Genomic DNA, 25,618 nt, shown 5'->3' with positions numbered 1-25,618 from the left:
TGCCCGAAGTGGCCGACCGGTTGGGGCTGCCGATCACGAAGGTGCGGCAGGCGTTGCGGGACGGCCAGCTACTCGCGGTCCGCAGGGACCAGGTGCTGGGCGTGCCGACGCCGTTCCTCACCGCGGACGGCCAGATTGTCAAGGGCCTACCGGGCACGATAACGGTGCTCGGCGACGCCGGTTTCACCCCGGAGGACATGCTCCGCTGGCTCTTCGAGCCGGACGACACCCTGCCGGGCGGCACCCCCATCGAGGCACTGCGTGCCACGGGCGGCCGCGAGGTCAAGCGCCGCGCTCAGGCACTGGCGTTCTGAGCGGAGCTTGCGGAGCGAGCATCGCGTTGGGCGGGGCTTGCGGAGCGAGCGTCGCTTTGGGCGGAGCTTGCGGGGCGAGCATCGCGTTGGGCGGAGCTTGCGGAGCGAGCATCGCGCTGGGCGGAGCTTGCGGAGCGAGCATCGCGCTGTGCGGGGCTAGCCAAGCGAACGTCGCTTTGGGTAGAGCGCGCGGGGCGAACGTCGTTCTGTGCGGGGCTTGCGAGGCGAGTGTCGCGTTGAGCGGGGCTTGCGGGGCGGCCGTCGGCTCTGGCTGAGGCGTGCGGAGCGAACGGCGCCTTCGTCGGTGGGCGCGGGGCGACGACGCGCTCCCGTGGCACCGGTCCCGCGGCTCGCGCGGCCGCCAGGGCGTCGAGGTAGCGGCGCCGCTCGGCGGTGGTCCCCGTGTGCACGAACCCCAGCAGGAACGCCAGCCGGGCGAGTACCCGGCCTCGGCGTGTCGGGGCCGCACGCAGGGTCAGCCGGCGCGCGACGCGGGCCGACCGCACCGGCGCGACCCGGCCGCCGACGACGGTGGCGAGCCAGGTGAGCGCCAGGAACGCCGCCGCCCAGCCGACCGCGGCCCACCCGGGACCGAGCGGCCACCCGCCGACCGCGAGCCATCCCGCGCCCGCGGCCAGCACACCCGTGCGGGCCAGCTCCGCGCCGCCGGCCGGTCCCTCGCTGAACGACGCCCAGCACCCGCACGACGACCCCCGCCGCACGGCCGCGACCACGAACCCGAGGAACCCCGCGAACGTCACGGCGACGGCGATCCCGACCACCCGGCCGCCGACCACGACGATGGCCGCGGCGAGCAGCAGCTCCCACAGCCCGAGCGCCTGGCCGAGCCGGCGCAGCAGCACCGGGAAGCGCTGACCGAAGACACGCCGCAGCGCCCCGGCCACGTGCTCGGGGCGCCACAGTTTGGGTAGGCCGGCGCTGACCAGCAGTACGGCCAGCGCCAGCGCGATCCCTTGCGTCACAACGTCACAACGTCACAGTTTGTCGTAACAGTCGGCGATCACGGCGACCATCGCGCCGAGCCCGACACCCGTGGCCGCCGCGGCGATGGCCTCGGAGGCCAGGATGCCGGCCGCGGCCAGCGCCTCCTCCAGCAGGCCGCCGCCGTACTCGGCCGCCTTCGACAGGGCCGCCTTGATGTACCACGGCTGCGACTCCCACAGGTCGGTGAGCTGCTTGATCGCGTCCTCACCGGCTTCCTGGAGGATCACGCCGTCCTCGCTGGCGCACGCGGTGAACTCATCCCACGACATCGGTCATCCCCTCTCAGCCCTGGACCTGCTGCAGTGCCTCGCCGGTCGCCTGCAGCGACTCGCCGAGCGTCTTGTCGTTGTTGGCGAACGCGGCGATCAGCGGGTCGTCCTGGGCGACCAGACCGACCTCCGGGTCGGCGAGGATGGTGTCCGCGCCGTTGCGGGCCAGCGAGTCCACGATCGCCTGCCCCTTGTCGTCCAACTCGTTGTAGAAGTTGTTCAGGTGGTCGTACATCTGCTGGATGTAGCCGGGGTCCGCGGCGTCGGCCGAGATCTCGATGCCCTGCTCGGCCAGCGCGCCGGCCAGGTCACCGCCGCCCTCGCCAGTGCCGTCACCAGTGCCAGTGCCGTCGCCAGCGCCGGCGTCAGTGCCGTCGGCGGCGTCAGTGCCAGTGCCGTCGCCCTCGTCGACGGGCTGCCACTCGCTGCCGTCCCACTTCCACTTGCCGTCGTCGCTGAGCTGGCCGACCTCGGTCGACCCGCCGCCATCCTCGGGCACCGGCTGCCAGTCGGCACCGTCCCACCAATACTTGCCGTCCTCGGAGAGCTGGGCTCCGTCTGGCACCGTCATCGTCGTTCCTCTCACGGTGACCGGCCCACGACCTCCGTGGCCCGTACCAGGGAGGATGGCCGTTCGGCGCCGTGGGGGGCAGTCATCGCGGTCCGGGTTAACGGGAGCCCCGAGCTACCCCAAAGGGCAGCGCTCCGGCCGCCGCGAGGGCAGGCTGTGTCGGATTGCCTCGCCTCCGCTCAGCGGTCGGACGAGGCGCCGAACGGCACCGTCACCTGGCGCAGCTCACCCACTGGCCGGCCGGGCACTTGCCCTTGTCCTTGACGTAGGCGGTGACCAGCTGGTTGACCAGCCCGTACGCGGACACCGCGTTCTCCGCGGTGGTGACCAGCGAGTACGTGCACACCGACTGGCTGATGCCCAGGCAGGCCCGCAGCTGCTCCTTGGCGTTGTCCCGCCAGTACCGGGCCGGCGCCACGCCGTACTTCCACACGCCGCCCGCGTTGCCGATCTGGTACACGGCGTAGCCCTTCTCGGACTCCCGCTTCTTCTTCGGGTCCGCCGGCGCCGCGCCGGCCAGCGCCGCCAGCGACGCCGCGTCCGGCGGGTCGGCCAGCGCGAGCGCGGTCCACACCGCGCCGTACGGGTGGGTGCCGGGCACCGAGTTGGCCCGCTGGTAGAAGCTCACCCACTGCGGCGAGGTGAGCGCGCAGTTCATCGCCAGCGACCCGCCCGGCGCGAGCGGGTCGGAGATCTGCTCGCAGCTGCCCAGCGACGTGTTGTCACCCGTCCAGTCGGCCTTCAGGTGCACCCGCACCGCCTTCTTCGACGGGTTGGTGACGTCCACGGCGATCGTGCAGCTGGCCGCGCCGCACGCGTCGAAGTGGTTGCCGCCCTGGGTGATCGAGGTGAGCGCGTCGACCGCGGTGCCCAGCTCGTTCTTCGCCTGGTTCGCGAGGTCGGTGTAGATCTGGTTGACGTTCGCGGACACGTCGGTGACCGTGACCTTCATGTCCCTGGCCTTGGTGTTCGCCGCGGTGCCGATCTCGTCGATGCTGAGGCTGACCAGGCCGTGCGGCGCGTCCTTGGCGAGGTAGACGGTGCCGCCGGTGACCGGCACCTCCAGCGCCGGCACCGAGCCCACCGCCGTGGTCTTGGTGGTCAGCTCCTCGTCGGCGTCCCGGACGGCCTTGCCGGCGGTGCGCGCGACGACGTCCGGGGTGAAGATGTCCGCGAACTCGACGCCGAGCAGCACGGTCGGCAGCTTCACCCAGCGGTTCCCGAGCGCGGTGCCGTCGCCGGACGTGACGCCGAAACGGGCGGCCATGGCGGACCAGAACTCGGGCGCGCCCTTGAGGAACAGGGTCTTGTCGAGCACCACGATCGTCGCGCCGAGGCCGTCGACGGTGATCGTGCCGAACACCTCGCCGCCGCTCGTCGCGGTCACGTCCGCGGTGAGCTTGGCGCCGTCGGCGGCGACCAGGTCACCCTGGTAGCGCACGGCGGCCGACTCGGCGAAGCCCGACAGGGCCGCCGCGGTCGCCTCCTTCGTCGTGAGCGGGCCGATCTCGACCCCGCTGGCGCTGCCCGGCACCTCGTTCGTGCAGGCGGTCAGCGCGAGCAGACCCGCCGTGAGCACCGCGATCAGGCGCGATCTTCTGGCCATCGTGCGACTCTCCATCCAGGCGCGCCTGTCGGTCCGTTCGGCCCATGCCGACAGGAGTATCCCAACTCATCGGACGGCCACGTGCCGGGATCGGCCCACACCGGCCCCGACGCGTGGTCCGACCACTCGCTGCGCGGCCAACCGGCCGGAGATCACCACCGGCGGGATGCCGACGCCCGGCGTCGTGCCGCACCCGGCCAGCACGGCGTTGGCCACGCCCCGGACCAGGTTCCGCGGCCGGAACGGGCCGGTCTGGCCGACCGTGTGCGCGAGTGAGAAGGGGGTGCCGGCGCCGAGCCCGGCGCCGGCCCAGTCCGCGGGGGTGACGAGCCGCTCGACCTCGACCGCGCCGTCGAACCCGGCGAGCCCGCGCCGCTCCAGCACCCGACCCAGCTCGGCCCGGTACGCCGGCCCGATCCGGGGCCAGTCGAACCGCGCGGTCTCCAGGTTCGGGCACGGCGCGAGCACCGAGACCACGTGCCGGTCGGTTGGCGCGAGGCCGGGGTCGGTGCGGGAGGGCTGGGTGACGAGCAGCGACGGGTCGCTCATCAGCCGGCCCCGGTGGAGGATCTCGTCGAACGTGCGGTCCCAGTGCTCGCCGAAGAACACCGTGTGGTGTCCCAGCAGCGGCCACGTACGGGTCAGGCCGGCGTGCAGGACCACCGCCGACGGCGACCAGCGCGGCCGCAGCGGGCGGCGCGGGGCCATGCCGAGCAGCCGGTAGGAGACCGGCAGGTCGGGGGTGAGCACGAGCGCGTCGCAGGGGATCCGCTCGCCGTGCGTGGTGCGGACGGCCACGACCCGGTCGCCCCGCCGCTCCAGCCACGCCGCGCCGGTCGACAGCCGCACGTCCGCGCCGGCGTCGGTGGCCGCGGCGGCCATGGCCTCGGGGACCGCGGCCACCCCGCCGCGCGGGAACCACACGCCCGCGACGGTGTCCATGTAGGCGATCACGGCGTACACGGCCAGCGCGTGCCGCGGCGCCACGCCCGCGTACAGCGACTGGAACGAGAACAGCCGCCGCAGCCGCTCGTCGGCCAGGAACCGGCCGATCTTCGCGCCGAGCCGGCCGAACCCGCCGAGCGCGGTCAGGTGCGCGAGCCCGGGGGAGACCAGGTCGAGGGGCGAGTCGAAGTTGGCGCCGATGAACGTGTCGCGCTCGGTCCGGTACAGCTCGGTCAGCCACGCCCGCAGCCTCCGGTAGCCGTCCGCCTCCGCGGGGCCGGCGACGCGCCGGACCTCGGCCTCCATGGCCGCCGCGTCGGTGTGGAGGGCGATGGTGCTGCCGTCGGCGAAGTGCGCGCGGTAGGCCGGGTCGAGCCTGGTCAGCTCGACCCGTTCGGCCAGGGACGAGCCGACGGCCGCGAACGCCTCGTCCAGCAGCTCCGGCATGGTCAGCACGGACGCGCCGGTGTCGATGCGGTAGTCACCCAGCGCCTCGCCGCCGGCCCGGCCGCCGACCCGCGGCGCGGCCTCCAGCACGGTCACCCGCCGGCCCGCGCCGAGCAGGTGCAGCGCCGCGGACAACCCGGACAGCCCGGCACCGACCACGACCACGTGGTCGGTGGGGCCGTCGACCCTCCGCATTCAGCGGTCCCGCCTGGTCGCGGCGATCGCGAGGTCCGCGAGCCGGGTGCGGCCCGGCTCGGCCAGCCCGGACGCGTCGAGCGCGGCCATCCCGGAGTTGGTGAGGGCGGCTATCCGCCGCTCCAGCTCGTCCACCGCGCCGACCTCGACCAGCAGCTCCCGCACGCGCTCGATGGTCCCCCGGGTGAGGTCCGGGTCGCCGAGCGCGGCGCGGAGCAGGTCCGCCTCCGCGTGCCGGCCGGCCTCCTCGGCGTAGCGCAGGCCCAGCGACACGAGCAGCGTGCGCTTGCCCTCCCGCAGGTCGTCGCCGGCGGGCTTGCCGGTGACCTCGGTGTCGCCGTACACGCCGAGCAGGTCGTCCCGCAGCTGGAACGCGACGCCGATGTCCGTGCCGAACGTGCGGACCGCGTCGACGGTGTCCTGGCCGGCGCCGGCGAACGCGACGCCGAGGTGCAGCGGCCGCTCGACGGTGTAGGCGGCGGTCTTGAGCCGCGCCACGCCGAGCGCGCGGTCCTCGGACTCGTCGCCCTCGGCCTGCGCGAGCACGTCCAGGTACTGGCCGGCGAACATCTCGGCCCGCATGGCGAGCCACGGCTCCCGGGCCGCCCGCCGCATCTCCTCGGGCAGGGGCGCGCCGGTGAACAGGTCGTCCGCCCACGCCAGCGCGAGGTCGCCGAGCAGGATGGCGGCGGCCATGCCGAAGCGTTCCGGCTCGCCGAGCCACGCGCCCGCGCGGTGCGCGCCGGTGAACCGGACGTGCACGGTCGGCCGGCCCCGGCGCAGCTCGGAGGCGTCCATGAGGTCGTCGTGGACGAGCGCGCACGTCTGGATCAGCTCGAGCGCGGTGACCGCCGTGAGCACGGCTTCGGCCCGCGGTCCGCTGCCCTCGCCGCCCGCGGCGCGCCAGCCCCACCAGGCGAAGGTGGGCCGGATCCGCTTGCCGCCACGCAGCGCGAAGTCGGACAGCGTGTCCACGGCGGCGGCGAACGTCTGCGCCAGCTCGGGAAGCTCGGCGCGCCGCTGCGCGAGGTAGCGGCGGAGCACGACCTCGACCTGCCGGTGCACGGCGGTGTCGATGTCGCCGTCGATCTCCAGGGTCACGTGCCCATCCTGCGTGTTCAGCGGGCGCCACGCATGGGCGGGGTGGGCTTGAGACCGCCTATAGCTCCACTCACTACCCTGTTTTCCATGAGCGGAGCTTGCGGAGCGAATCACGAGCGCTCGGGCCGCCACGGTGCTGGCGAGGGGGCGGCATGACGTCGGTGGTGGATCGCATCCCCGGTGACCGACCGGTGTTCTCCGTCGAGTTCATGCCCCCGCGCGACGACGCGGACGAGCTGCGGCTGTGGAACGCCATCCGCTCGCTGGAGGGCCTGGACCCGGCGTTCGTGTCGGTGACCTACGGCGCCGGCGGCTCCAGCCGCGACCGCACGATCCGCACCACCGGCCGCGTGGTGACCGAGACCACGCTCGTGTCGATGGCCCACCTCACCGCGGTCGACCAGTCGGTGACCGAACTGCGCAACGTCATCGGCTGGTACGCCTCGCTGGGCATCCGCAACGTCCTCGCCGTGCGTGGCGACCCGCCCGGCGACCCCAACGGCGAGTGGGTCCGTCACCCCGACGGCCTCGAGTACGCCGAGGAGCTGGTCCGGCTCGTCCGCTCGCTCGGTGACTTCTGCGTCGGCGTCTCCGCGTTCCCGTACGGTCACCCGCGCTCCGCGGACCTGGACACGGACACGGAGTACCTGGTCCGCAAGCTGCGCGCGGGCGCGGACTTCGCGATCGCCCAGCTGTTCTTCGAGGCGGAGGACTTCCTGCGCCTGCGCGACCGGGTGGCCGCGGCGGGCTGCGAGACGCTGCTGCTGCCGGGCGTCATGCCGCTGACCACGCCGAAGATCCTGGCCAAGACGGTGGAGCTGTCCGGCGCGTCGATGCCGCCGGCCCTCGCCGCGCGCATGGACCCGCTGTCCGGCGATCCAAAGGCCTTCCGCGAGGAGGGCATGAACGTGACCACGGAGCTGTGCGAGCGGCTGCTGGCCGAGGGCGTGCCTGGCCTGCACTTCTACACGTTCAACCGCTCGAAGGCGACGAAGGAGATCGTGGTCGAGCGCCTGGGCCTCGTCCCGGGCCGCACGGCCCAGCCGGTCGGCTAACGGGCGGCGGCGGCCTGGGCGCGGTCGGCGCTCACGCTGCGGCGGTGCGCGATCAGGGCGAGCAGCGTGGCCACGACCGCGGCCAGCAGGGCCGCGCCGCCGACCAGCAGCGCCCACCTCACCCACGAGTTGCCGCCGTCGCTGGAGTACTGGGCGACGGCGTTGAACTCGGTGACCGAGGTCGGCTTCGGCGACCAGCTGACCGTGCCCTTGTCCTCGTCGCCGTCCGTGCGGATCACCGAGCCGGGGAACGCGATCTTGATCTGGACGTCCGCCCGGTCCGCGGGCACCTGCGTGAGGTCGATGGACCCGGCCAGCGTCACGAGGTCCCCGGCCCGCCGCAGCGACAGCCGGTACTGCTTGACCTCCGAGATCGTCTGCACCAGCTGCGCCAGGTCCACGAACCGCAGCCCCGAGAACGTCACCCGCTGCCCGACGTAGCCGTCCTGGAGGTACTTCTCCGTGCGCACCCGGTCGTTGAGCTCGGGCGGGATGGTCAGCGTCGGCCCGTTGTCCTGGTCGTTCGTCTGGACGGTCGCGACGATCAACTCGCCGGAGACCTTGTCGTCCGGGGACACGGCGAGCGCCGCGTGGACCCGCAAGCAGCCGGACAGCCCGCACATGAGCACGCTGAACAGCACAATCATCCCGACCACTCTGGAGGCGCTGCGCACCGCGCCATCCTGCCAGCAGCACACGTGGTGGCGAAATCCCGTGCTCGCCGCTTACCGGGTGAGTACCGTCCGCGCCATGACCGTGCACCGCATCGCCAACTCGTATGTGGACGCCTACGCCCGTCTCGCGCCCACGACCGCCACCGCGCTGGGCATCCCCGGGTACGACGACCAGCTGCCGGACCTGTCCCCGGAGGGCTGTGCCGCGCGGGCCGAGCTGGCGCGGCGGGCGTTGCGCGAGGTCGCGGACGTCGAGCCGGCCGACGAGCGGGAGCGGGTGGCCAAGGCGGTGTTCACGGAGCGGCTGGGCATCGACAACGAGATCTACGACGCCGGGCTGGTCGAGGGCGACCTGAACGTGCTGGCCAGCGCGCCGCAGGACCTGCGCGAGACGTTCGACCTCATGCCGGCGAACACCGAGGAGGACTGGGCGACGATCGCGACCCGCCTGTCCCGCTTGCCGGCGACCATGGCGAGCTACCAGGCCGGCCTGCGGTACGCGGCGGAGCGCGGGCACGTCTCCGCGCGGCGGCAGGTCGCGAAGGTCGCCGACCAGTGCGCGAAGTGGGGCGAGGGCTTCTTCGCCGAGTTCGCGGCCGGCGGCCCGGACAGCCTGCGCGCCGAGCTCGACGCGGGTGCCGCGGCCGCGTCGCGGGCGTACACGGACCTCGCGGCGTTCCTGCGCACCGAGCTGCTGCCCAAGGGGCCGGCGAAGGACGCGGTCGGCGAGGAGGTGTACCGGCTGTTCTCCCGCCGCTACCTCGGCGCCGCCCTGGACCTGCGTGAGGCGTACGAGTGGGGCTGGGCGGAGTTCGGCCGGCTCGAGGCCGAGATGAAGGAGACCGCCGACCGGATCAAGCCGGGGGCGGGTCTCGCCGAGGCGGCGGAGGCACTGGACGCGGACCCGCGCTACCAGGTGCGAGGCGTCGCCGAGTTCCGCGACTGGATGCAGCGGCTGTCCGACCAGGCCCTGGCGGACCTGCGGGGCACGCACTTCGACATCCCCGACGAGATCATGCGGTTGGACTGCCGGATCGCCCCGCCCGGCGGCTCGGCCGGCGCCTACTACACCCACCCGAGCGACGACTTCACCCGCAACGGCGCCATGTGGTGGGCCCTGCCGCCGGACAAGGACTCGTTCACCACCTGGCGCGAGGTCAGCGTGGTCTACCACGAGGGCGTGCCGGGGCACCACATGCAGATCGCGACCGCCATGTACCAGGCGGAGCGGCTGAACAAGTTCCAGCGCATGCTCGCGTGGGTGCCGGCGTACTCGGAGGGCTGGGCGCTGTACGCGGAGCGCCTGATGCGTGAGTTCGGCTACCTCACCGACGACGGCGACCTCTACGGCATGCTCAACGAGAACCTGTTCCGCGCGGCCCGGGTGATCATCGACATCGGCATGCACCTCGAGCTCGAGATCCCCGCCGGGACGGGCTTCCACGAGGGGGAGCGCTGGACGCCGGAGCTCGGGCTGGAGTTCATGCTGACCCGCACGATCACCGAGCGCGAGCTGGTGGTGGACGAGGTGGACCGCTACCTGGGCTGGCCGGGCCAGGCACCGGCCTACAAGCTCGGCGAGCGGCTGTGGCTCTCGGCCCGCGAGGAGGCACGGGCCCGCCGCGGCGCGGACTTCGACCTCAAGGACTTCCACATGCAGGCGCTGTACCTCGGCCAGATGGGCCTGGACACCCTCCGGGAGCAGCTGGCCGCCCTCTGACGCCGTGTGCCGTTCGCCGGACGGTCGTCCGGGCGCCGCCGGTGGCCGCCAGCATGCCGCGACCGCGCCGCCCGTCGCCGCTCGTGGTCCTCTCGGCGCTCGTGCTCGCGTCGGTCGGACCGCCGCCGCAACCCGTGGACCCCCGTGCCCGGACACGGTCGTCGACCTGGCTAACGGATGGCTCCGAGGCCCCGATTCTCTGGGGAACGCGCAATCTTCGACCGTGATTCGACCAATTAGGTGACGAAAAAATCACAGCCTGCCACTTCCATGCACCTGTGCAGGTACCTCGGTGAGGTACCCGACGGGGGCTGCCGCTATCATGGTCAACTTCTCATCACCGCAGGTGACAGTCCTGTGTCACTAGGTGAACCACCCCGATCGGACCAGCGGACCGAGTCACTTACGGGCGGATTTTGGCGCCCGTTCGGTGGGTCCGGGTGCTTGCCCAACGCGAGATAGTGGGAGGCAAATGACATGCAGTGGAGGTTGGTCATGGCAACCGACGCGGAAGTCATCGGCGTCCGCGGCGTCTTCCTCAAGCTGAGGACCCATGCCGGCCTGAGCGCGCGACGACTGCGCGACACCGAGGTGGACACCAGGGTCCTGGCGGACCTGCCGGTCGTCCAGCGGGTCATCCGCGAGTCTGGGGTGCCGGTCGAGCAGGCGATCGTTGACGCGGTCGCAGGCGTGGTGGCGGAGCTGCCACCCACCGACCGGCTGATCGCCGACGTCGTCCTCGCGCTCGGCCTGTTGCAGGACCGGCTGCACGACAGCCCGGAACTGGCCACGCGGCTCTACCGAGCCGACCTGGGGGTCCGCCGTATCGCACTGTCCGAGGGCTGGATGGTGCTGCACGAGCTGATGGGCGTCCCGTCCCCACCACCCACCCCGACCGTGCGCGGCCTCCGCGGCTCGGTGGAGGAGCGCACGCTGGGCGTGCTCGCCGAACGCATCGTGCGTGCGGCCGGCGGCGTTCGTCCGGTGTCGACGGACGAGCGCGCCAACGCGGTCGTCGTCGTGGGCGGCGCGGTGATGGACCTGATCTCGGTGGTGGAGAAACTGCCGGAAAAGGGCGAGTCGGTGCAGGCCACGTCCTTCCAGATGAACCCGGGCGGAAAAGGCCTCAACCTCGCGGTCGCCGGTGCGCGAATGGGCTTCGACGTGCGCTTCGCCGCGGCCGTCGGCGACGACGAACCGGCCACCAGGCTCCTGGAGTACATGCGATCCGAAGACCTGTCCACCGACCTGATCATCCGAGCACCGGGCGAGACGACCCCGGTGGCGCAGGTTATTGTGCTGCCGAACGGAGACGCCGCCACGATCGGCTGGAAGAACGAGCTCCGGGTCGCACTCTCCACAAGAGACATGCGAAACCAGGCAATGAGCCAGGCCCTGGCACACGCCGATGCCGTGCTCGTGACCCTGGAAGCGCCGGTGGACGTCGTGAAGTGGACTTTGGACACCGCACGGAACCTCCCCCGCGAACCGTTGGTGCTGCTGCAGGCGTCACCGCCCCTGGAGCGTCCACAGCAGATCTACCGGGAGCTCGGCGGGGTCGACTACATCGTCGGGTCGCAATGGGCGCTGCGTCAGCTACTACCTGACCGCGGTGCCACCAGGACCATGGAAGAGGTCGCCCGGCAGCTGCGCACCATGGGCGTGACCACGGTGTGCGTCGTCGAGAACTTCCAGGCCGTGATCAGCTCTCCTCAATTGCAGGCGACGATCAACGCACCATCCGTACCGCTCACCGACTCACCCGGCGCTCGGGAGGCTTTTTCGGCCGCCCTGTTGCACCATTTGTTGAGGATCGGGCGACGGGCCCTCACCGAAGAGACGCTCAAGTGGGCGACCGCGGCGATGGCCACGAACCTGTCCATCGACATCATCACAGACGCCATGCCTAAGCCCAGCGATGTTGGGCGAACGATGGAGTCGGACCAGAGTGTGGGGTAGCCCGCGTGGGCGAAAGGAACCTGACGGAACACGAACTGAGGCACGCCGACGGGGATTTCCGTGTGGTCGTGCTCGGTGACGTTTCCTACATGCACGGTAACCAGCCGTGTGCCGCCGTGTTCGGCGAACCGACCGACGGATGTCTTGTTCGAATCCACTCGCGATGTGTTTACGGCGAGATTTTCGAATCCGTCGACTGCGACTGCCGCGACCAGTTGCGACAGTCGATGGCCATGATGCGCAAGGCCGGCTCCGGCGTGCTCATCTACCTCGACCAGGAAGGCCGAGGCGCCGGCCTGCTTGCCAAGGCGTTGGGTTATCAGCTGACGCAGAGCAACCGGAACATCGACACCTTCGAGAGCTACCGAAAGCTCGGCCTCCCCGAGGACTCGAGAACCTACGAGGACGCCGTGGCAATCCTCCGTAGCCTGAACCTGAAAAGAGTCCGACTACTCACGAACAATCCCGCGAAGGTGGCCGCACTGTCCACCAAAGACTTCCAGGTAGAGCAGCAGCCCTTCCTGGTGAGGGGGCAAAGCCGGGAAGCGCGCCGTTACCTGGCCGCGAAGGCCCGGTACGGCCACACGATTCCCCTGGCCCAACTGGACACCCCATGGGACCGAGTTCGCCGCCTGGTCCGTCGGTTGGTCCCCGCACGACAACCGGCCGAGGTGGTCGAACTCCCACTTCACTCGGTGGACGTGGACCAACAACCGGTGGCGGCGGGGGTCCCGACCGACATGGTCAGCTGACCCGTTCGATGTGCCCTGTTCCTGGTGGACAGGGCACATCGAACGAATTTCACAAAGGCAGGACCCGGCCGAGAACGCCGAAAGGCCGGGGATCGCCGGTAAACCGATAGTGCCGCAGTACGTCGGTGAACCCGAGCCTGTAGTAAAGACGCCACGCGCGAGAAGGACCCTCGGGTGTGGACAGGAGCACCTTCGCACTGCGCACGCCGCCCAGCAACCGACGCAGCAGTTCCTCCCCGACCCCTTGTCCCTGGTTGGTCGGGCGGACGTGCACCTCGGTCAGCTCGAAGTAGTCGTCGAGCCACCGCTCGGCGAGCGCCACGCCGGACCGCTCGATGATCCCGCGGCGCACCTGCTCGTGCCACCACTGCCCGGCGGCGCCCCGGTACCCGTAGGCGATGCCCACCATGTGGTCGTCGGTGTCGAACGCGGCGACGCACCGCCAGTCGGCGCGGAGCATGTGCGCGAGCCACATGGGCGCCCGCTGCTCGGCGGTACCCGCCGGATAACGCATCGCCGTGACGTACAGCGAGAGGGCTTCTGGCAGGCGGGCACGCAGCTCGTCGGCGGAGAGCTCGGCGAACCGTTCGACACGGGGCGGAACAGCGGTCACGAGGTGTGATTCTCCTCCTAGCTCGCGACGTTCGCCGCTGTGCCCCCCGTCAGGGCGACGAGGTCGGCGAAGGTCGTCGGGAACACCGACTTGGGGTGCCCGGCCGCCGCCCACACCACCGCGTAGCGCGCCAGATCCTCGTCCACGACCGTGTGAACCGGCCGGGGATGCCCGACGGGCGCCACCCCGCCGATGGCCTGACCGGTGTGCTCCCGCACGAACGCCGGATCCGCCTTCCCGACCGCGTCCGCTCCGACCAGCCGTGCCAGCACGTCCGTGTCGGCGCGGTGCGCCCCGGAGGTCAGCGCGAGCAACGGCCGCACCTCGTCACCGTACGTAGCACGGAAGACGAGACTGTTGGCGATCGCGCCCACCTCCACACCGAGGGCGGCCGCGGCCGCCGCCGCGGTGCGCACCTCGTCGTCGAGGATGCGGATGCCGTCCGCGGCGGTGGTCATCCCGGCCTCACGCAGGGCGGCGGCCAACTTGCTGATCGAAGGGTGGTCGTGAGTGGTCATGGCCATATCTGACCATGGCTGTGGCGTGTCTCGCTCCGGAAAATCCGAACCGAGGTTGAGTCTTCCCGCACCTGGAGTTATGGTGGATTCGTTCGAACAGAAGTTCGAACACCAGCTCGGTGGCGGGGCGGGGGAAGCGCCTTGCCACCGAGCGCCGCCGGCTTCCCCACGGCTCGTCATCACAGTCTGTGATCTGTGAGGGAGGCCGGACCATGACCGCGACCCTGGACCACTCGGCAGCGCCGGAGACCCCACTCGGCCTGCTCACCCAGGCCCAGAACGGCTTGCTGGCGGCCGAGCTGGAGAATGAGCCGGCACACCGGTTCGCGGCAGCCTACCTCGCGGCGTTGCGTGGTGCCGCCGCGTTGCTGGCGCTGCGTGGCCGTCCACACCGGGGCCGGGCGCGCCCGATGAGCGTGTGGACACTGCTGTCCTCGGTCGCGCCGGAGCTGCGGGAGTGGGCGGCGTTCTTCGCGTCCTGCTCCGCGACGCGCGCGTCGGTGCAGGCGGGGATCACGCGTGCCGTCAGCACGAGGTCCGCGGACGACCTGGTGCGCCAGTCCGGGCAGTTCGTCGAGTTGGTGGCGCGGATGATCCGTGGTGTGCGCGACCAGTGACCGTCACACCGCTGCTCGCTTATGACAACCTGCTGGACGTCCTCGAGGTGGAGGGCGAGCGGCTGGCCACGTCGACGATCGGCTCGGATCCGGAGTCGGAGGTGCCGTACCTGCCCGGCATGCGGCTGGGTGAGGTCGTGCGGCACGTGGGCAGCGTGTACCGGATGGTGGTGTCGTGGCTGCACGACGGCCGGCGCCCCACCCGCTGGCAGCGTGCGCCGGGCGAGGACCAGTCGCTGGTCGACTACCTGCGTGCCGGCCTGCTCGAGGTGGTCCACGAACTGGCCCGGCACGACCCGCTGGAAGGCGCCCCGACCTGGTGGCCGAAACACCAGAACTACGGCTTCTGGTATCGGCGGCTGGCCCACGAGACCACGGTCCACCGCCACGACGTGCAGATGAGCGGCGCGGCCGCGACGGTGGGCGGTATCCCGCCCGAGATGGCGCTGGACGGCGTGGACGAGATCATGTCGCTGTGGTTCACCCACCGCCTGGGCGTGCTGGGGGTGTCGGACGTGCGCCCGGGCAGGGTCGCCATCCACACGGGCGGCAGGCGGTGGATAGCCCAGACGACGGCGACGGGCACGTCGGCCTGGCGCGCGGAAGGCGACGAGCAGGTGGACGCGATCGTGTCGAGCGATCCGGCGGGCATGTACCTGTGGTTGTGGGGCCGCAGACCGGGCGCGCACGTGCTGGAGGCAGGTGACCCGGAAGTGGTCACCCAGTTGAGCGACCTGCTGAGGCTGGCGACCCGCTGAGTTGTCGGTGCGATCGACTAGTTTCCTGCGCATGTCCACGCGACTGTGCAACGTGGTGGTAGACGCGGCCGACCCGGCGGCGCTGGCCCGGTTCTGGGCCACGCTGCTGGACTGGCAGGTGACCCATGAGGACGCGGAGGAGGTGGAGGTGACGGCGCCACCCGACGACGGCGGGGAGTTCGAGCTGGTCTTCGTCCACGTGCCCGACCCGAAGGTGACGAAGAACCGGGTCCACCTGGACCTGGCGAGCGCGTCCCCGGATCACCAGACCGCGCAGGTGACGCATGCCCTATCCGCGGGGGCGGCGCGCGCGGACATCGGCCAGCGCAACGTCCCGTGGGTGGTCATGGCCGATCCGGAGGGCAACGAGTTCTGCGTACTGGAGTCCCGTCCGGAGTACCTGACGACGGGTGCCGTGGCCGCGATAGTGATCGACGCGCTGGACCCGTTGCGCCTGGCCGAGTTCTGGGCGGCGGCGACGGGCTGGCCGGTGGTGGGCACCACGGAGTCGACGGCGTCACTCCGCTCCCCGACCGGCCGAGGCCCCTGGCTGGAGTTCGTCCGCGACGAGCACCCGCACGAGACGAAGAACCGCGTCCACCTGGACGTGGCCCCGTTCCTGGAGGACGACCACTGGGCGGAGGTGACGCGCCTGCTGGAACTGGGAGCCCGCAAGATCGACATCGGTCAGGACTCCGCCCCGTGGGTGGTCATGGCCGACCCGGAGGGCAACGAGTTCTGCGTCCTGATCCCGAGATGACCGACGCCCGCGACGTCCCGAGCTGATAAAGGATGGAAGGCGCGTCCCCGCCGAACGCGCCTTCCACTGAGGTGGACCGATCAGTTCAGGTGGACCCGATCAGTTCAGGTGGACCGATCAGTCGGCAGCACGACCACGACGGCGCAGGCGATCGTGGAGAACGCGCCGGACCAGCAGCGCCGCCTTGCTGCGCTCTTCCTGCGGCGCCCCTTCCCGCAGGGACTGCAGCAGCGACATCAACAGGTCGTTGGTCGCGGTCCAGAGCGGCACGAACTTGCCCGCGACCGGCCCAGTCCCGGTGATCGGCCCCCCGACGAGCCCGGCAACCGCCTTCGCGAGGTTGATCGTCGCCTGATCCCGAAAGACCAGGTGCACCTCCTCGATGGTCTCCTCACCGGCGCCGCTGGCCTCCCCGCCCGGACTGCTCCCAACCTCTCCCTCGGCACCACCGGTTCCCTCACCAGTCCGGACACCGGCCGTGCCCCCGACAGCCTCCCCGGCCCCGGCCGTGCCTCCGGCAGCCGCACCCGCGGCTGTGCCGCCCCCGGGTGCGCTGCCTTCGGTCGTCGCGCCGCCAGTCGTGTCGCCGCCTGCACCCGCGCCGCCGGCTATGCCGCCCCCAGCAGCCGCGCCTTCGGCCGTGCCGCCCCTGGTCGTCGCGTCTCCGAGCGTGCCGCCTTCGGTCGTCGCGCCGCCGCCTGCCCCCGTGCCCCCGGCTGTGCCGCCGCCGGTCCCGCTGCCGGTGCCCTCGCCGACCCCGCCGGTACCGCCCCTGGATTCGCCCCCAACCGCCCGAGTGACGAACCGAAGCTCCATCTTCCGCGCGGCGGTCTCCTCCGGAGTCGCGTCGGTGGTCTCCTCGGTGTCGAACTCGTCGACCTTGGCGGCAACCGCGGCCGGATCGACGCCCAGATCGGTGAGCACCTTGGCCGCCATGCTCCCTTCAGCGCGGATCAGCGCTTCCAGGAGGTGATGGCTCCCCATGGGCGCACCCCCGGCCAGCGCCTGAGCGGCCTGAACCACCTCATCAGCCGCGTTGGTCCGCCGGGGCACGTCGCTGGTGGCGTGTTCTTGCTGCCCGGCACCGAGCAATTCGAGAACGGCGGACCGAACCGCGAGCAGGTCGTGGACCTGGTTGCCGAGGATCTTCGCCGCGAGCCCCTCACCCTCACGCTGGATGGCCAGCAGGATGTGCTCGGTGCCGATGTAGTTGTGCTTGAGCTGCAAAGCTTCCCGCAAAGACAGCTCAAGAATCTTCTTGGCGCGTTTACTGAACGGGATATGCCCGCTAGGTGCCTCCTTCCCCCGCCCCACCTCGACCTCAACGGCGTCACGAACCGTGGTCGCGGTGACCCCCAACTGCCCCAACGCCTGAGCCGCGATGCTCGTCGGCGTCCCGAACAGTCCGAGCAGGATGTGCTCGGTCCCAATCTGACTGTGCTGAAGCTGGCGGGCCTCGACCTGTGCCTGGATGACGACCCCGCGAGCGTTAGTGGTGAACCGCTCAAACATGCCACTGATGTTCAGGGGTGCTTTGAACCCTGTCAATACAGTATCAGTGATAGGGTACCGCTATGTCGGACTGGGACGAACGCCTCTCCCGCTGGCGGGACGAGCTGGAACTCTTCGCACAACTGGACGAAACCCCCTGGGTCCCCCTTGCCGAGGCGGAACAGGAAACCGGCGTATCCCGATCGGCCCTGAGAGCGTGGTACCGCAACGGCGAGATCGAGTCCCGCCTGGTGGACGGCCCCAACGGCCCCCAACGCCTGGTCCCCCTGGACGCGGTGGTCGAACGAGCGTCCCGCTCCCCAAGAATCCAACGCCGAGCAGAACGCGAAGTAAGCCTGGAAGCGCAGGTAACCCTGCTACGCCACCGAGTAGACCAACTGGAACTAAGACTGGCAGCCCTAGAAAAGGAAAAGCAGGAGAAGGAAAAGCAAGAAAAAGAAAAATAGGCAGCGCAAGACCGCGGCAGCCCAAGAACACCGAAGCCAGAAACCAGGGCAATCAAAGCAGCGAAGGCAACGCGCCGCCACCGCCACCGCCACGAAGGATCCCGCCACGAACGGGGCACCGCAAGGGGCCCACCAGGAAGTGCCCCGCCGCGAGGATCCCCTGACGGAGGATCTCGTCACGAACGGGCCGGCCAGGGATCCGCTTCGTATGGTCCCTACCGCGACCCTACGAAGGGCCTGCCAAAGATCCCTGCACGAAGGATTCCGCACAAGAGGCCCCGGCACGAAGGGCCCCGCCAAGGATCCCACCGCGAGGATCCCACCGCGAACGACCCGCCAGCGGCCAGCTCCAGCCAATCAGACTGTCCTCACCCAACGCCACCCACACCGTCAAAGCAGCTCAAAACCCAAAGAAGAACCCCAAACGGCCTCCAAGCAGCCCAAGCCAACCCACCCCACTCGCCAACCCTCGGCACACCCGCCCCCCGGCCCCCGGCCACCCCCACCCCCCACCCACCCCGCACCAACCACCACAAGAAGATCAAGCCCGCAACCGCAACCCCTTGGGCGTAGCCCGAAACCCAGCCTCCCTCAACACATCCGCCAACCCGGAAGTCAACGCCACCTCCCCATCCGCCCGCTGCACCGCCAACGACCCCAACCATCCCTCCCGAACCGCCTGCGACAACCCCTCAGCCGCAGTCCGCAACGCCACGTCGTCCTCTGTGAACGACAGCAACGACCGCCCCCCACGCTCCACATACAACACCGGCACACCGTCCACGAGCACCGCCAACGCCCCGGCCTTCCTCGCCGGCCGATGTTTTCCCTCGCCCACCGGCTCCGGCCACGACAACGCCGCGCCATAAGGTTGTGCCGGATCCGCGGCCGCCAGAACCGTCGCCTGCGCGTCCACCGCCACCGCACTGTCCGTACGGGACAGCGCGCGCAACCGATCGACCGCCCCGCGAGCCGCGAACTGCGACGCACCAAGGCCTTCCACCACGTACCCGCGCACGATCTGGCCGGACTCCTCCATCGCGCGCAGCACCTTGTACACCCCGGTGAACCCGCCCGTCACGCGCTCGGTGTCCAGCGCACCCCGGGTCAGCACGCCGTGCCGCTCAAGGAAAGCCTCCGCCCGCGCATGGGCCCGGCGGGTCGGATCCTGCTCACGCGGCACCACCAGCGACCACCGGCCCGCCACCGTCGGCGGTCCGGTCCTGCTCGGCATCGTCGGCCGGGCGCCCCGCAGCCGTGCATAACGACCCCTCGGCGCCGACCGCCGCGCCTTGTGTGCCGCGCCTCGCCCCGACACCAACGCGCGCAGCGGCGCGATCGTGTCGTTGGTGACCAGGCCCGACCACACCAGGTCCCACAGTGCCGCGACGACGTCCGCGTCCGATGGGGCCTCCGCGCCACCGTCCAACAGCACCGCCGCCGCGCGGTCGGCCAACTGCCGGAAGAAGAGCGCGCCACCGTCCATCGCGGACAGCACGGCTCCGTGCAGCGGAGTGTCCGGCACCGCGTCCTCGACGTCCGGCAGCAGCAGGTCCGCCACGTCCGTCGGGGCCAGCGCTATCCAGCCGTCCCCACCCGCCAGCGAGCCGGTGCCGCACCACGTCACCTCGCCCGACGTGGTCAGTTCGTCGAGCAGCGCGGGGGTGTAGCCCGGAAGGCGCGACGGCATGATCAGCGACTCGAACCCGCTCGCCGGGAGCGGTGCGCCCGCCAGCTGCTCCACTGTCGACAGCACGTCGTCCGCGGTCGGGGCGCCGCGCAAGCGCTTGCCGACGCCGTGCCACGTCGGGAGGAAGCGACCCAGTGCGGCCGGTTCGACCGGCTCCACCTCGGCACGCAGCTTCGCCAGCGAGGCCCGGCGCACCCGGCGCAGCACATCCGCGTCGCAGTACTCGACGTGTGTGCCGCCCGGGCGCAGCTCGCCCCGCACCAGGCGACCCATGCCGACCATGCGGTCCAGCACGCCGGTCACCACCGCGACGCCTAGGCCGAACCGGGTCGCCACCTCCGCGGCGGGGAACGGTCCGTGTGTCCTGGCGTACCGGGAGAGCAGGTCGCCCAGCGGGTCGTCGACCGGTTCGGTGAACGCCTCCGGCACGCCCACGGGCAACGCGACCCCGAGCGCGTCCCGCATCCGGCCCGCGTCCTCGATGATCACGTAACGTTCCTCGCCCGCGATCCGCACGCGGATGACCCGGCGTTGCCGCTCCAGCTCGTCCAGCCATCCCGGCTCCACGCCACGCAGCGCCGCCTCGGCCGGGGACAGGTCGCCGAGGAACCGCAGCAGGTCCGCCGCGTCCTCCGCGTGGCGCGCGTGCCGCGACGGGTCGAGGCGTTGCAGCGAGTGTTCGACCTCGACCAGGACCTCCGGGTCGAGCAGCTCGCGGATCGCCTCCGACCCGAGCAACTCGGCCAGGAGCGACGAGTCCAGCGACAGTGCCGCCGCGCGCCGTTCGGCCAGCGGGGCATCCGCGTCGTACAGGAACATCGCCGTGTAGCCGAACATCAGGCCGCGGGCGAACGGCGACGGGGACTGCGTCTCCACCTCGACGACCCGCATCTTCCGCGACCGCACCTCGGACATGAGCGTCCGCAGCCCGGCGAGGTCGTAGACGTCCTGCAGGCACTCGCGCATGGCCTCCAGCACCACCGGGAACTGCTCGTACTTGGCCGCCACCGACAGCAGCTGCGACGCACGCTGCCGCTGCCGCCACAGCGGCGTCCGCTTGCGCGGGTCGCGCCGCGGCAACAACAGCGACCGCGCCGCGCACTCCCGGAACCGCGACGCGAACAACGCGGAGCCGCCCACCTCGGCCACCACGATCTGCTCGATCTCTTCCGGGTCCAGCAGCACGTCCTCAGCGGAGGCCACCACGTCCGCGCCCTCGTCGTCCACCGCGTCCGGCAGCTGGACCACGATGCCGTCGTCGGAGTGCGCGACCCGGGCCTCGATCCCGCGCCGCTCCCGCATCCGCGCGCCGATCGCGAGCGCCCACGGCGCGTTGACCTGCGCGCCGAACGGCGAGTGCACGACCATCCGCCAGTCGCCCAGCTCGTCGCGGTAGCGCTCGATCAGCAGCGTGCGGTCGTCGGGGACGTGGCGGGTCGCCTCCTTCTGCTCCGACAGGTACGCCAGCAGGTTGCCGGCCGCGAACGCGTCCAGGCCCGCCGCGCTCGCCCTGGCCAGCGCCGCCTCCTCCGGCATGCTCGACACCTCGCGCAGGAACTTGCCCAGCGCGCGGCCCAGCTCGAGCGGTCGCCCGGGCGCGTCGCCCTTCCAGAACGGCATCCGCGCCGGCTCACCCGGCGCCGGCACCGCGATCACCCGGTCCGCGGTGATGTCCTCGATCCGCCACGACGACGTGCCCAGCAGGAACGTGTCGCCCACCCGCGACTCGTAGACCATCTCCTCGTCCAGCTCACCGACCCGCGAGCCGGCGCCGCTCTCCGAGGCTGGCGTCATCACCGTGTACAGGCCTCGGTCCGGGATCGTGCCGCCGGAGGTGACCGCGAGCCGTTGCGCACCTGGCCGCCCACGCAGCTCGCCGTTGATCCGGTCCCACGTGACGCGCGGGCGCAGCTCGCCGAACTCCTCCGACGGGTACCGCCCGGCCAGCATGTCCAGCACCGAGTGCAGCGCCGACTCCGGCAACGCCGCGAACGGCGCCGCCCGCCGCACCAGCGCCGCCAGGTCCGGCACCGACCACGGCTCCAGCGCGACCATCGCCACGATGTGCTGCGCGAGCACGTCCAGCGGGTTGCGCGGGTACCGCATGGCCTCGATGGCGCCCTCGGCCATCCGCTCCGCGACCACCGCGCACGACACCAGGTCACCGCGGAACTTCGGGAACATCACCCCGCGCGACACCGCGCCCACCTGGTGCCCGGCGCGGCCGATGCGCTGCATGCCGGACGCGACCGACGGCGGCGCCTCGATCTGGATGACGAGGTCGACCGCGCCCATGTCGATGCCCAGCTCCAGCGACGACGTGGCCACCACGCACGGCAGGTGCCCGGACTTGAGCGCCTCCTCCACGTTGGTGCGCTGCTCGCGGGACATCGAGCCGTGGTGGGCCCTGGCCACGGTCGGCGTCCTCACCCCTGCCGCCCAGCCCGACCCGGCGATGGCCGCCGCCGGGAAACGACCGACGTCCGCCGGGTAGGTCGCCCCTTCGCCGCCGGCCGCCGCCGCCCGCTCGGCCGCCAGCTCGTTCAACCGGGACGTCAGCCGCTCCGCCAGCCGCCGCGAGTTGGTGAACACGATGGTGGACCGGTGCCGGCGGACCAGCTCCAGCACCCGTTCCTCCACCGCCGGCCAGATCGACGGCCTGCGGGTGCCGCCGACCGGCCCCGTCATCTCCTCGAGCGTGCCGATGCCGCTCGGCAGGTCGAGATCGAGGTCGGGATCGGGCGTGACGGGACCGTCGATCGGCGGTGGCCCGTCCAGCTCTGTCATGTCCTCGACCGGCACCACGACCGTCATCTCGATGGTCTTGCCGATCTTGGGTGCGACCACCCGCACCGGTCGGCCACCCGCCAGGAACGAGCTGACCTCGTCGATCGGCCGAACCGTCGCGGACAGGCCGATGCGCTGCGCCGGCCGGGGGAGCAGCGCGTCGAGCCGTTCGAGCGACACGGCGAGGTGCGCGCCGCGCTTGGTGCCGGCGACCGCGTGCACCTCGTCGACGATCACCGTCTCCACCCCGCGCAGCGACTCCCTGGCCGCGGAGGTCAGCAGCAGGAACAGCGACTCCGGGGTCGTCACCAGGATGTCCGGCGGGGTGCGCTGGAACGACCTGCGCTCGTCGGCCGGCGTGTCACCGGTGCGCATGCCGACCGTGATGCCCGGGTCCGCGTCGCCGAGGCGCCGGGCGGCCTGGCTGATGCCGGCCAGCGGCGCGCGCAGGTTGCGCTGCACGTCGACGGCCAGCGCCTTCAGCGGGGACACGTAGAGCACGCGGCAGCGCGCCGTGCGTTCCGCCGGCTTCGGCTGCGTGGCCAGCCGGTCGAGCGCCCACAGGAACGCGGCCAGCGTCTTGCCTGAGCCCGTCGGGGCCACGACCAACGCGTGCTCACCCGCCGCCGCTGCCTCCCAGGCGCCCCGCTGGGCCTCGGTGGGCATGGCGAACGCGCCGGTGAACCACTGCCTGGTCGCCGGCGAGAACAGGTCGAGCACGTCGGAACTCACGGAACCATCATGAACCCGAGCACCGACAATTTCCGTTTCTCCAGGTCAGAGGCCATATCGTGGGGGGAAGGGGCGGGTGAGCTCCGGAACACTCCGCTGGTGGATGTGCGGGACCCGTCCCACAGTGTCGGGGCGTTCTGGCAGCATCTCCAGGCACAAGGCGACGAGGGGAGAGTCGTGAACGTCCTGTCGGTGGATCTCGGCACGTCCAACACGGTCGCCGTGCTGTCCGCGCACGGCAGGCCACCGCGGGTGGTGGACGTGGACGGCGCGTCGATGATGCCGTCCGCCGTGTTCGCCGCCGAGGACGGGACCCTCGTGGTCGGCCGCGACGCCGAGCGGCGCGCCCGGCTGGACCCCGCCCGTTTCGAGCCCAACCCCAAGCGCCGGGTCGACGAGGGCACGCTGCTGCTCGGCGACCAGGTCGTGCCGGTGACCGACGCGCTGGCCGGCGTGTTGCGGCGCGTCGTCGACGAGACGTCCCGCCAGCTCGGCGGCAAGCGGCCGGACGAGGTGCGGCTGACCCACCCGGCGCAGTGGGGGCCGGTGCGCCGCAACGTGCTGCTGTCCGCCGCGCGGCAGGCCGGCGCCGGCTCGAACCTGGTGCTCGTGCCCGAGCCGGTCGCTGCGGCCGCGCACTTCGCCTCGTTCCCCGGCCAGTCGCTGGCGCCCGGCCACGCGCTGGCCGTGTACGACCTGGGCGCCGGCACCTTCGACGTGGCCGTCGTCGGCGCCACCCAGAAGGGGTTCGTGGTGCTCGCCGAGGCCGGGCTGCCTGACCTGGGCGGTCTGGACGTGGACCAGGCGCTGCTCGAGCACGTCGGCCGGCAGGTGTCCGTTCGCGACCCGGGCCGCTGGCAGAGCCTGCTGCGCCCGGTGTCCACCGGGGACCGGCGGGCGCAGCGCGCGCTCCGCGAGGACGTCAAGGCGGCCAAGGAGTCGCTGTCGCGGCACCCGCAGACCGAGGTGCCGCTGCCCGAGCCGTTCGAGGACGTGCTGGTCACGCGGGTGGAGCTGGAGGCGTTGATCCGGCCGGGCCTGCTGCGCAGCGTCGAGCTGCTCGCCGGCACCATCCGGTCCACCGGGATGACGCCCGAGCGCCTCGTGGGCATCTACCTGGTCGGCGGGTCCTCCCGCATCCCCCTGATCGCGACCCTGATCGCCGAGAACATGCGCGTCGTGCCGACGAGCCTCGACCAGCCGGAGACGGCCGTCGCCCTGGGAGCGCACCACGTGCCCCAGGAGGGCATCACGCTGCGGACCAGCGACATCAGCAACACGATCGAGGACGTGCAGCGAACCAGGCAGGTGTCCCCGCCGCGCATCGGCGGGTTCAACCCGGGGCCGCCCCCGCCGCCACCCACCCAGTCCACACCCGCGCAGAACCCGTTCCCCGCCAGCGGACCGCAGCGGGTGCAGGGGCCGCCGAGCACGCCGACATCGATGCCGGCCATGTCCGCGCAGCAGTCGCCCATGCCGCTGCAGACCCCGCAACCGTTCCCCGCGCAGCGTTCCGGCGGCTCGTCGAACAAGGGCTGGTACATCGCGACCGCTGTGGTCGCGGTCGTGGTGATCGCCGTGGTCAGCATCATCATCGCGACGTCGGGCGACTCCGGCGGCAGCGGTGGTGGGTCGGGCACCGTGGCGGGCACCGACTGCACCGACCGCACCGCCGACAGCAACGGCATGAGCGAGTGCATGCGGAAGGTCGCGGGCGCCGTCGCGGACAACAACGACTGCAAGTCCGGGGCGACCGCGGGCGACCAGCAGATCGACACCCCGGGCGCCACGACAGCTACGTGCACCATCGACTCGACGTACTCCGTCATGTACATGCACTTCGGCGGCAGCGACAAGGCCGACGGCAGCCAGCAGTCCGGCGTCGACACCGCCAAGCAGTACGTCGACAGCGTCGTCAAGCAGCTGGAGGGCACGGGCACGTCCAGCGCCGATCCCAAGGAAGGCGACTGGGACGGGGGCGGCCTGTCCGGCAAGTACACGGCGATCGAGATCGTGAGCGGCAGCGGCATGCTGGTGTTCTCGGTCGACGACTCCCCGGTGGCCGGCGTGCTCATCAAGATCGACATCAGCGGCTCGGACAGTCTCGCCGACCTGGTCAACTACTTCGACCAGCACATCAAGCCAGGCGGCGACGGCGGAGGTTCGTGACCTGGTCGACCGCGGGGCCGGGTAGGCGCGTCCCCGCTGGCGCACCCGGCCGCCCGACTATCGCGGGTCCGGCCACATGATCCGGCCGGGCATGGCAGCATCTCCCTGACCAGCCATTGCGAGGGGAGAGTCGTGGCCGTCCTGTCGGTTGACCTCGGTACGTCCAACACGGTTGCCGTGCTGTCCGCGCACGGCCGGCCGCCGCGGGTGATCGAGGTGGACGGGTCTGCCACGATGCCGTCCGCGCTGTTCGCCGACGATGACGGCAACCTCGTGGTCGGGCGGGACGCCGAGCGCCGCGCCCGGCTGGACCCCGCCCGGTTCGAGCCCAACCCCAAGCGCCGGGTGGACGACGGCACGCTGCTGCTCGGTGACGTCGTCGTGCCGGTCACCGAGGCGCTCT

General features: G+C 71.5%; 21 protein-coding genes and 2 pseudogenes. 11 read left to right on the top strand and 12 right to left on the bottom strand.

Annotated features, from left to right (window positions below; all coding sequences use genetic code 11):
- The coding region (locus ACJ73U_RS28570; protein WP_407780817.1) for an Rv2175c family DNA-binding protein at positions 1–314 on the top strand (314 nt) is incomplete at its 5' end.
- Here the strand turns inward: ACJ73U_RS28570 and ACJ73U_RS28565 are convergent.
- The 6 genes from ACJ73U_RS28565 to ACJ73U_RS28540 all read right to left on the bottom strand — a co-directional run bounded on the left by ACJ73U_RS28565 (position 296) and on the right by ACJ73U_RS28540 (position 6,453).
- Positions 296–1,297: a MauE/DoxX family redox-associated membrane protein gene (locus tag ACJ73U_RS28565; protein WP_407780816.1), complete on the bottom strand. Its 1,002-nt coding sequence runs from the start codon at positions 1,295–1,297 to the stop codon at positions 296–298. The two genes, ACJ73U_RS28570 and ACJ73U_RS28565, sit on opposite strands and share 19 nt — an antisense overlap.
- Before the next feature lie 12 nt (positions 1,298–1,309).
- Positions 1,310–1,588, bottom strand: a complete 279-nt coding sequence (locus ACJ73U_RS28560; protein ID WP_407780815.1) for a hypothetical protein — start codon at positions 1,586–1,588, stop codon at positions 1,310–1,312.
- Positions 1,589–1,601: 13 nt separating this feature from the next.
- Entirely contained in the window at positions 1,602–2,159 is a 558-nt protein-coding gene (locus tag ACJ73U_RS28555; RefSeq protein ID WP_407780814.1) for a hypothetical protein, read from the bottom strand.
- 211 nt (positions 2,160–2,370) lie between these two features.
- Entirely contained in the window at positions 2,371–3,765 is a 1,395-nt protein-coding gene (locus ACJ73U_RS28550) for a hypothetical protein (protein ID WP_407780813.1), read from the bottom strand.
- Between the two features lie 66 nt (positions 3,766–3,831).
- The gene (crtI, locus tag ACJ73U_RS28545; RefSeq protein ID WP_407780812.1) at positions 3,832–5,352 is read right to left on the bottom strand and encodes a phytoene desaturase family protein; all 1,521 of its coding nucleotides are present in this window, start codon (positions 5,350–5,352) and stop codon (positions 3,832–3,834) included.
- Positions 5,353–6,453, bottom strand: coding sequence for a polyprenyl synthetase family protein (locus ACJ73U_RS28540; protein ID WP_407780811.1), 1,101 nt, complete (start codon positions 6,451–6,453; stop codon positions 5,353–5,355). It lies immediately after the preceding gene.
- Between the two features lie 152 nt (positions 6,454–6,605).
- Between ACJ73U_RS28540 and ACJ73U_RS28535 the strand changes: the two genes are divergently transcribed.
- Positions 6,606–7,508, top strand: a complete 903-nt coding sequence (locus ACJ73U_RS28535; RefSeq protein ID WP_407780810.1) for a methylenetetrahydrofolate reductase — start codon at positions 6,606–6,608, stop codon at positions 7,506–7,508.
- Here ACJ73U_RS28535 and ACJ73U_RS28530 read toward each other — a convergent pair.
- Positions 7,505–8,155 carry a DUF3153 domain-containing protein gene (locus tag ACJ73U_RS28530; RefSeq protein WP_407780809.1) on the bottom strand — a complete coding sequence of 217 codons (651 nt, stop codon included), beginning with the start codon at positions 8,153–8,155 and terminating at the stop codon, positions 7,505–7,507. The two genes, ACJ73U_RS28535 and ACJ73U_RS28530, sit on opposite strands and share 4 nt — an antisense overlap.
- A 103-nt stretch (positions 8,156–8,258) precedes the next feature.
- On the opposite strand from ACJ73U_RS28530, the gene ACJ73U_RS28525 reads away from it, so the two are divergent.
- The 3 genes from ACJ73U_RS28525 to ribA all read left to right on the top strand — a co-directional run bounded on the left by ACJ73U_RS28525 (position 8,259) and on the right by ribA (position 12,613).
- Positions 8,259–9,902: a DUF885 domain-containing protein gene (locus ACJ73U_RS28525; protein ID WP_407780819.1), complete on the top strand. Its 1,644-nt coding sequence runs from the start codon at positions 8,259–8,261 to the stop codon at positions 9,900–9,902.
- 495 nt (positions 9,903–10,397) lie between these two features.
- Positions 10,398–11,861, top strand: a complete 1,464-nt coding sequence (locus ACJ73U_RS28520) for a PfkB family carbohydrate kinase (protein WP_407780808.1) — start codon at positions 10,398–10,400, stop codon at positions 11,859–11,861.
- Positions 11,862–11,866: 5 nt separating this feature from the next.
- Positions 11,867–12,613, top strand: a complete 747-nt coding sequence (gene ribA / locus ACJ73U_RS28515) for a GTP cyclohydrolase II RibA (protein WP_407780807.1) — start codon at positions 11,867–11,869, stop codon at positions 12,611–12,613.
- Between the two features lie 49 nt (positions 12,614–12,662).
- Here ribA and ACJ73U_RS28510 read toward each other — a convergent pair whose 3' ends face one another.
- Positions 12,663–13,226, bottom strand: a complete 564-nt coding sequence (locus ACJ73U_RS28510) for a GNAT family N-acetyltransferase (RefSeq protein WP_407780806.1) — start codon at positions 13,224–13,226, stop codon at positions 12,663–12,665.
- A gap of 17 nt (positions 13,227–13,243) precedes the next feature.
- The gene (locus ACJ73U_RS28505; RefSeq protein WP_407780805.1) at positions 13,244–13,744 is read right to left on the bottom strand and encodes a YbaK/EbsC family protein; all 501 of its coding nucleotides are present in this window, start codon (positions 13,742–13,744) and stop codon (positions 13,244–13,246) included.
- Between the two features lie 212 nt (positions 13,745–13,956).
- Here ACJ73U_RS28505 and ACJ73U_RS28500 point away from each other — a divergent pair, with 212 nt between their 5' ends.
- From ACJ73U_RS28500 to ACJ73U_RS28490, 3 genes are read left to right on the top strand one after another with little or no spacing between them, the layout of a single operon-like run.
- Positions 13,957–14,361 carry an SAV_6107 family HEPN domain-containing protein gene (locus ACJ73U_RS28500; RefSeq protein WP_407780804.1) on the top strand — a complete coding sequence of 135 codons (405 nt, stop codon included), beginning with the start codon at positions 13,957–13,959 and terminating at the stop codon, positions 14,359–14,361.
- Complete coding sequence (locus ACJ73U_RS28495; protein ID WP_407780803.1) at positions 14,358–15,119, top strand: maleylpyruvate isomerase N-terminal domain-containing protein; 762 nt, start codon at positions 14,358–14,360, stop codon at positions 15,117–15,119. Before ACJ73U_RS28500 ends, ACJ73U_RS28495 begins: the two co-directional genes overlap by 4 nt.
- Positions 15,120–15,150: 31 nt before the next feature.
- On the top strand, positions 15,151–15,879 hold the full coding sequence (locus ACJ73U_RS28490; RefSeq protein ID WP_407780802.1) for a VOC family protein: 729 nt from the start codon (positions 15,151–15,153) through the stop codon (positions 15,877–15,879).
- Between the two features lie 117 nt (positions 15,880–15,996).
- Here the strand turns inward: ACJ73U_RS28490 and ACJ73U_RS28485 are convergent, their stop codons facing one another.
- Together ACJ73U_RS28485 and ACJ73U_RS28480 are read right to left on the bottom strand one after the other, a co-directional pair.
- Positions 15,997–16,863, bottom strand: a complete 867-nt coding sequence (locus ACJ73U_RS28485) for a Clp protease N-terminal domain-containing protein (RefSeq protein ID WP_407780818.1) — start codon at positions 16,861–16,863, stop codon at positions 15,997–15,999.
- A gap of 90 nt (positions 16,864–16,953) precedes the next feature.
- Positions 16,954–17,391 (bottom strand): annotated as a pseudogene (locus ACJ73U_RS28480) (Clp protease N-terminal domain-containing protein); the annotation flags it as partial.
- A 62-nt stretch (positions 17,392–17,453) separates the two neighbouring features.
- Between ACJ73U_RS28480 and ACJ73U_RS28475 the strand changes: the two are divergent.
- Complete coding sequence (locus ACJ73U_RS28475) at positions 17,454–17,837, top strand: excisionase (RefSeq protein WP_407780801.1); 384 nt, start codon at positions 17,454–17,456, stop codon at positions 17,835–17,837.
- Between the two features lie 541 nt (positions 17,838–18,378).
- Here ACJ73U_RS28475 and ACJ73U_RS28470 read toward each other — a convergent pair.
- Complete coding sequence (locus ACJ73U_RS28470; RefSeq protein ID WP_407780800.1) at positions 18,379–23,046, bottom strand: ATP-dependent helicase; 4,668 nt, start codon at positions 23,044–23,046, stop codon at positions 18,379–18,381.
- A gap of 177 nt (positions 23,047–23,223) precedes the next feature.
- Between ACJ73U_RS28470 and ACJ73U_RS28465 the strand changes: the two genes are divergently transcribed.
- Entirely contained in the window at positions 23,224–25,215 is a 1,992-nt protein-coding gene (locus ACJ73U_RS28465; RefSeq protein WP_407780799.1) for an Hsp70 family protein, read from the top strand.
- 132 nt (positions 25,216–25,347) lie between these two features.
- Positions 25,348–25,618 (top strand): annotated as a pseudogene (locus ACJ73U_RS28460) (Hsp70 family protein); the annotation flags it as partial.

Origin of the sequence: Actinophytocola sp. (assembly GCF_045807065.1) — a bacterium.
In the GTDB taxonomy this organism is placed as follows: domain Bacteria; phylum Actinomycetota; class Actinomycetes; order Mycobacteriales; family Pseudonocardiaceae; genus Actinophytocola.
This window is presented reverse-complemented; position numbering and strand designations above follow the sequence as displayed.

What these genes read in the sequence shown, in the direction of transcription:
- ACJ73U_RS28550 (WP_407780813.1), bottom strand. Translation starts at nt 3,765, where the DNA reads ATGGCCAGAAGATCGCGCCTGATCGCGGTGCTCACGGCGGGTCTGCTC.
- ACJ73U_RS28490 (WP_407780802.1), top strand. Translation starts at nt 15,151, where the DNA reads ATGTCCACGCGACTGTGCAACGTGGTGGTAGACGCGGCCGACCCGGCG.
- ACJ73U_RS28500 (WP_407780804.1), top strand. Translation starts at nt 13,957, where the DNA reads ATGACCGCGACCCTGGACCACTCGGCAGCGCCGGAGACCCCACTCGGC.
- ACJ73U_RS28520 (WP_407780808.1), top strand. Translation starts at nt 10,398, where the DNA reads ATGGCAACCGACGCGGAAGTCATCGGCGTCCGCGGCGTCTTCCTCAAG.
- ACJ73U_RS28505 (WP_407780805.1), bottom strand. Translation starts at nt 13,744, where the DNA reads ATGACCACTCACGACCACCCTTCGATCAGCAAGTTGGCCGCCGCCCTG.
- ACJ73U_RS28555 (WP_407780814.1), bottom strand. Translation starts at nt 2,159, where the DNA reads ATGACGGTGCCAGACGGAGCCCAGCTCTCCGAGGACGGCAAGTATTGG.
- ACJ73U_RS28535 (WP_407780810.1), top strand. Translation starts at nt 6,606, where the DNA reads ATGACGTCGGTGGTGGATCGCATCCCCGGTGACCGACCGGTGTTCTCC.
- ACJ73U_RS28475 (WP_407780801.1), top strand. Translation starts at nt 17,454, where the DNA reads ATGTCGGACTGGGACGAACGCCTCTCCCGCTGGCGGGACGAGCTGGAA.
- ACJ73U_RS28560 (WP_407780815.1), bottom strand. Translation starts at nt 1,588, where the DNA reads ATGTCGTGGGATGAGTTCACCGCGTGCGCCAGCGAGGACGGCGTGATC.
- crtI (WP_407780812.1), bottom strand. Translation starts at nt 5,352, where the DNA reads ATGCGGAGGGTCGACGGCCCCACCGACCACGTGGTCGTGGTCGGTGCC.
- ACJ73U_RS28485 (WP_407780818.1), bottom strand. Translation starts at nt 16,863, where the DNA reads ATGGGGAGCCATCACCTCCTGGAAGCGCTGATCCGCGCTGAAGGGAGC.
- ACJ73U_RS28525 (WP_407780819.1), top strand. Translation starts at nt 8,259, where the DNA reads ATGACCGTGCACCGCATCGCCAACTCGTATGTGGACGCCTACGCCCGT.
- ACJ73U_RS28530 (WP_407780809.1), bottom strand. Translation starts at nt 8,155, where the DNA reads ATGATTGTGCTGTTCAGCGTGCTCATGTGCGGGCTGTCCGGCTGCTTG.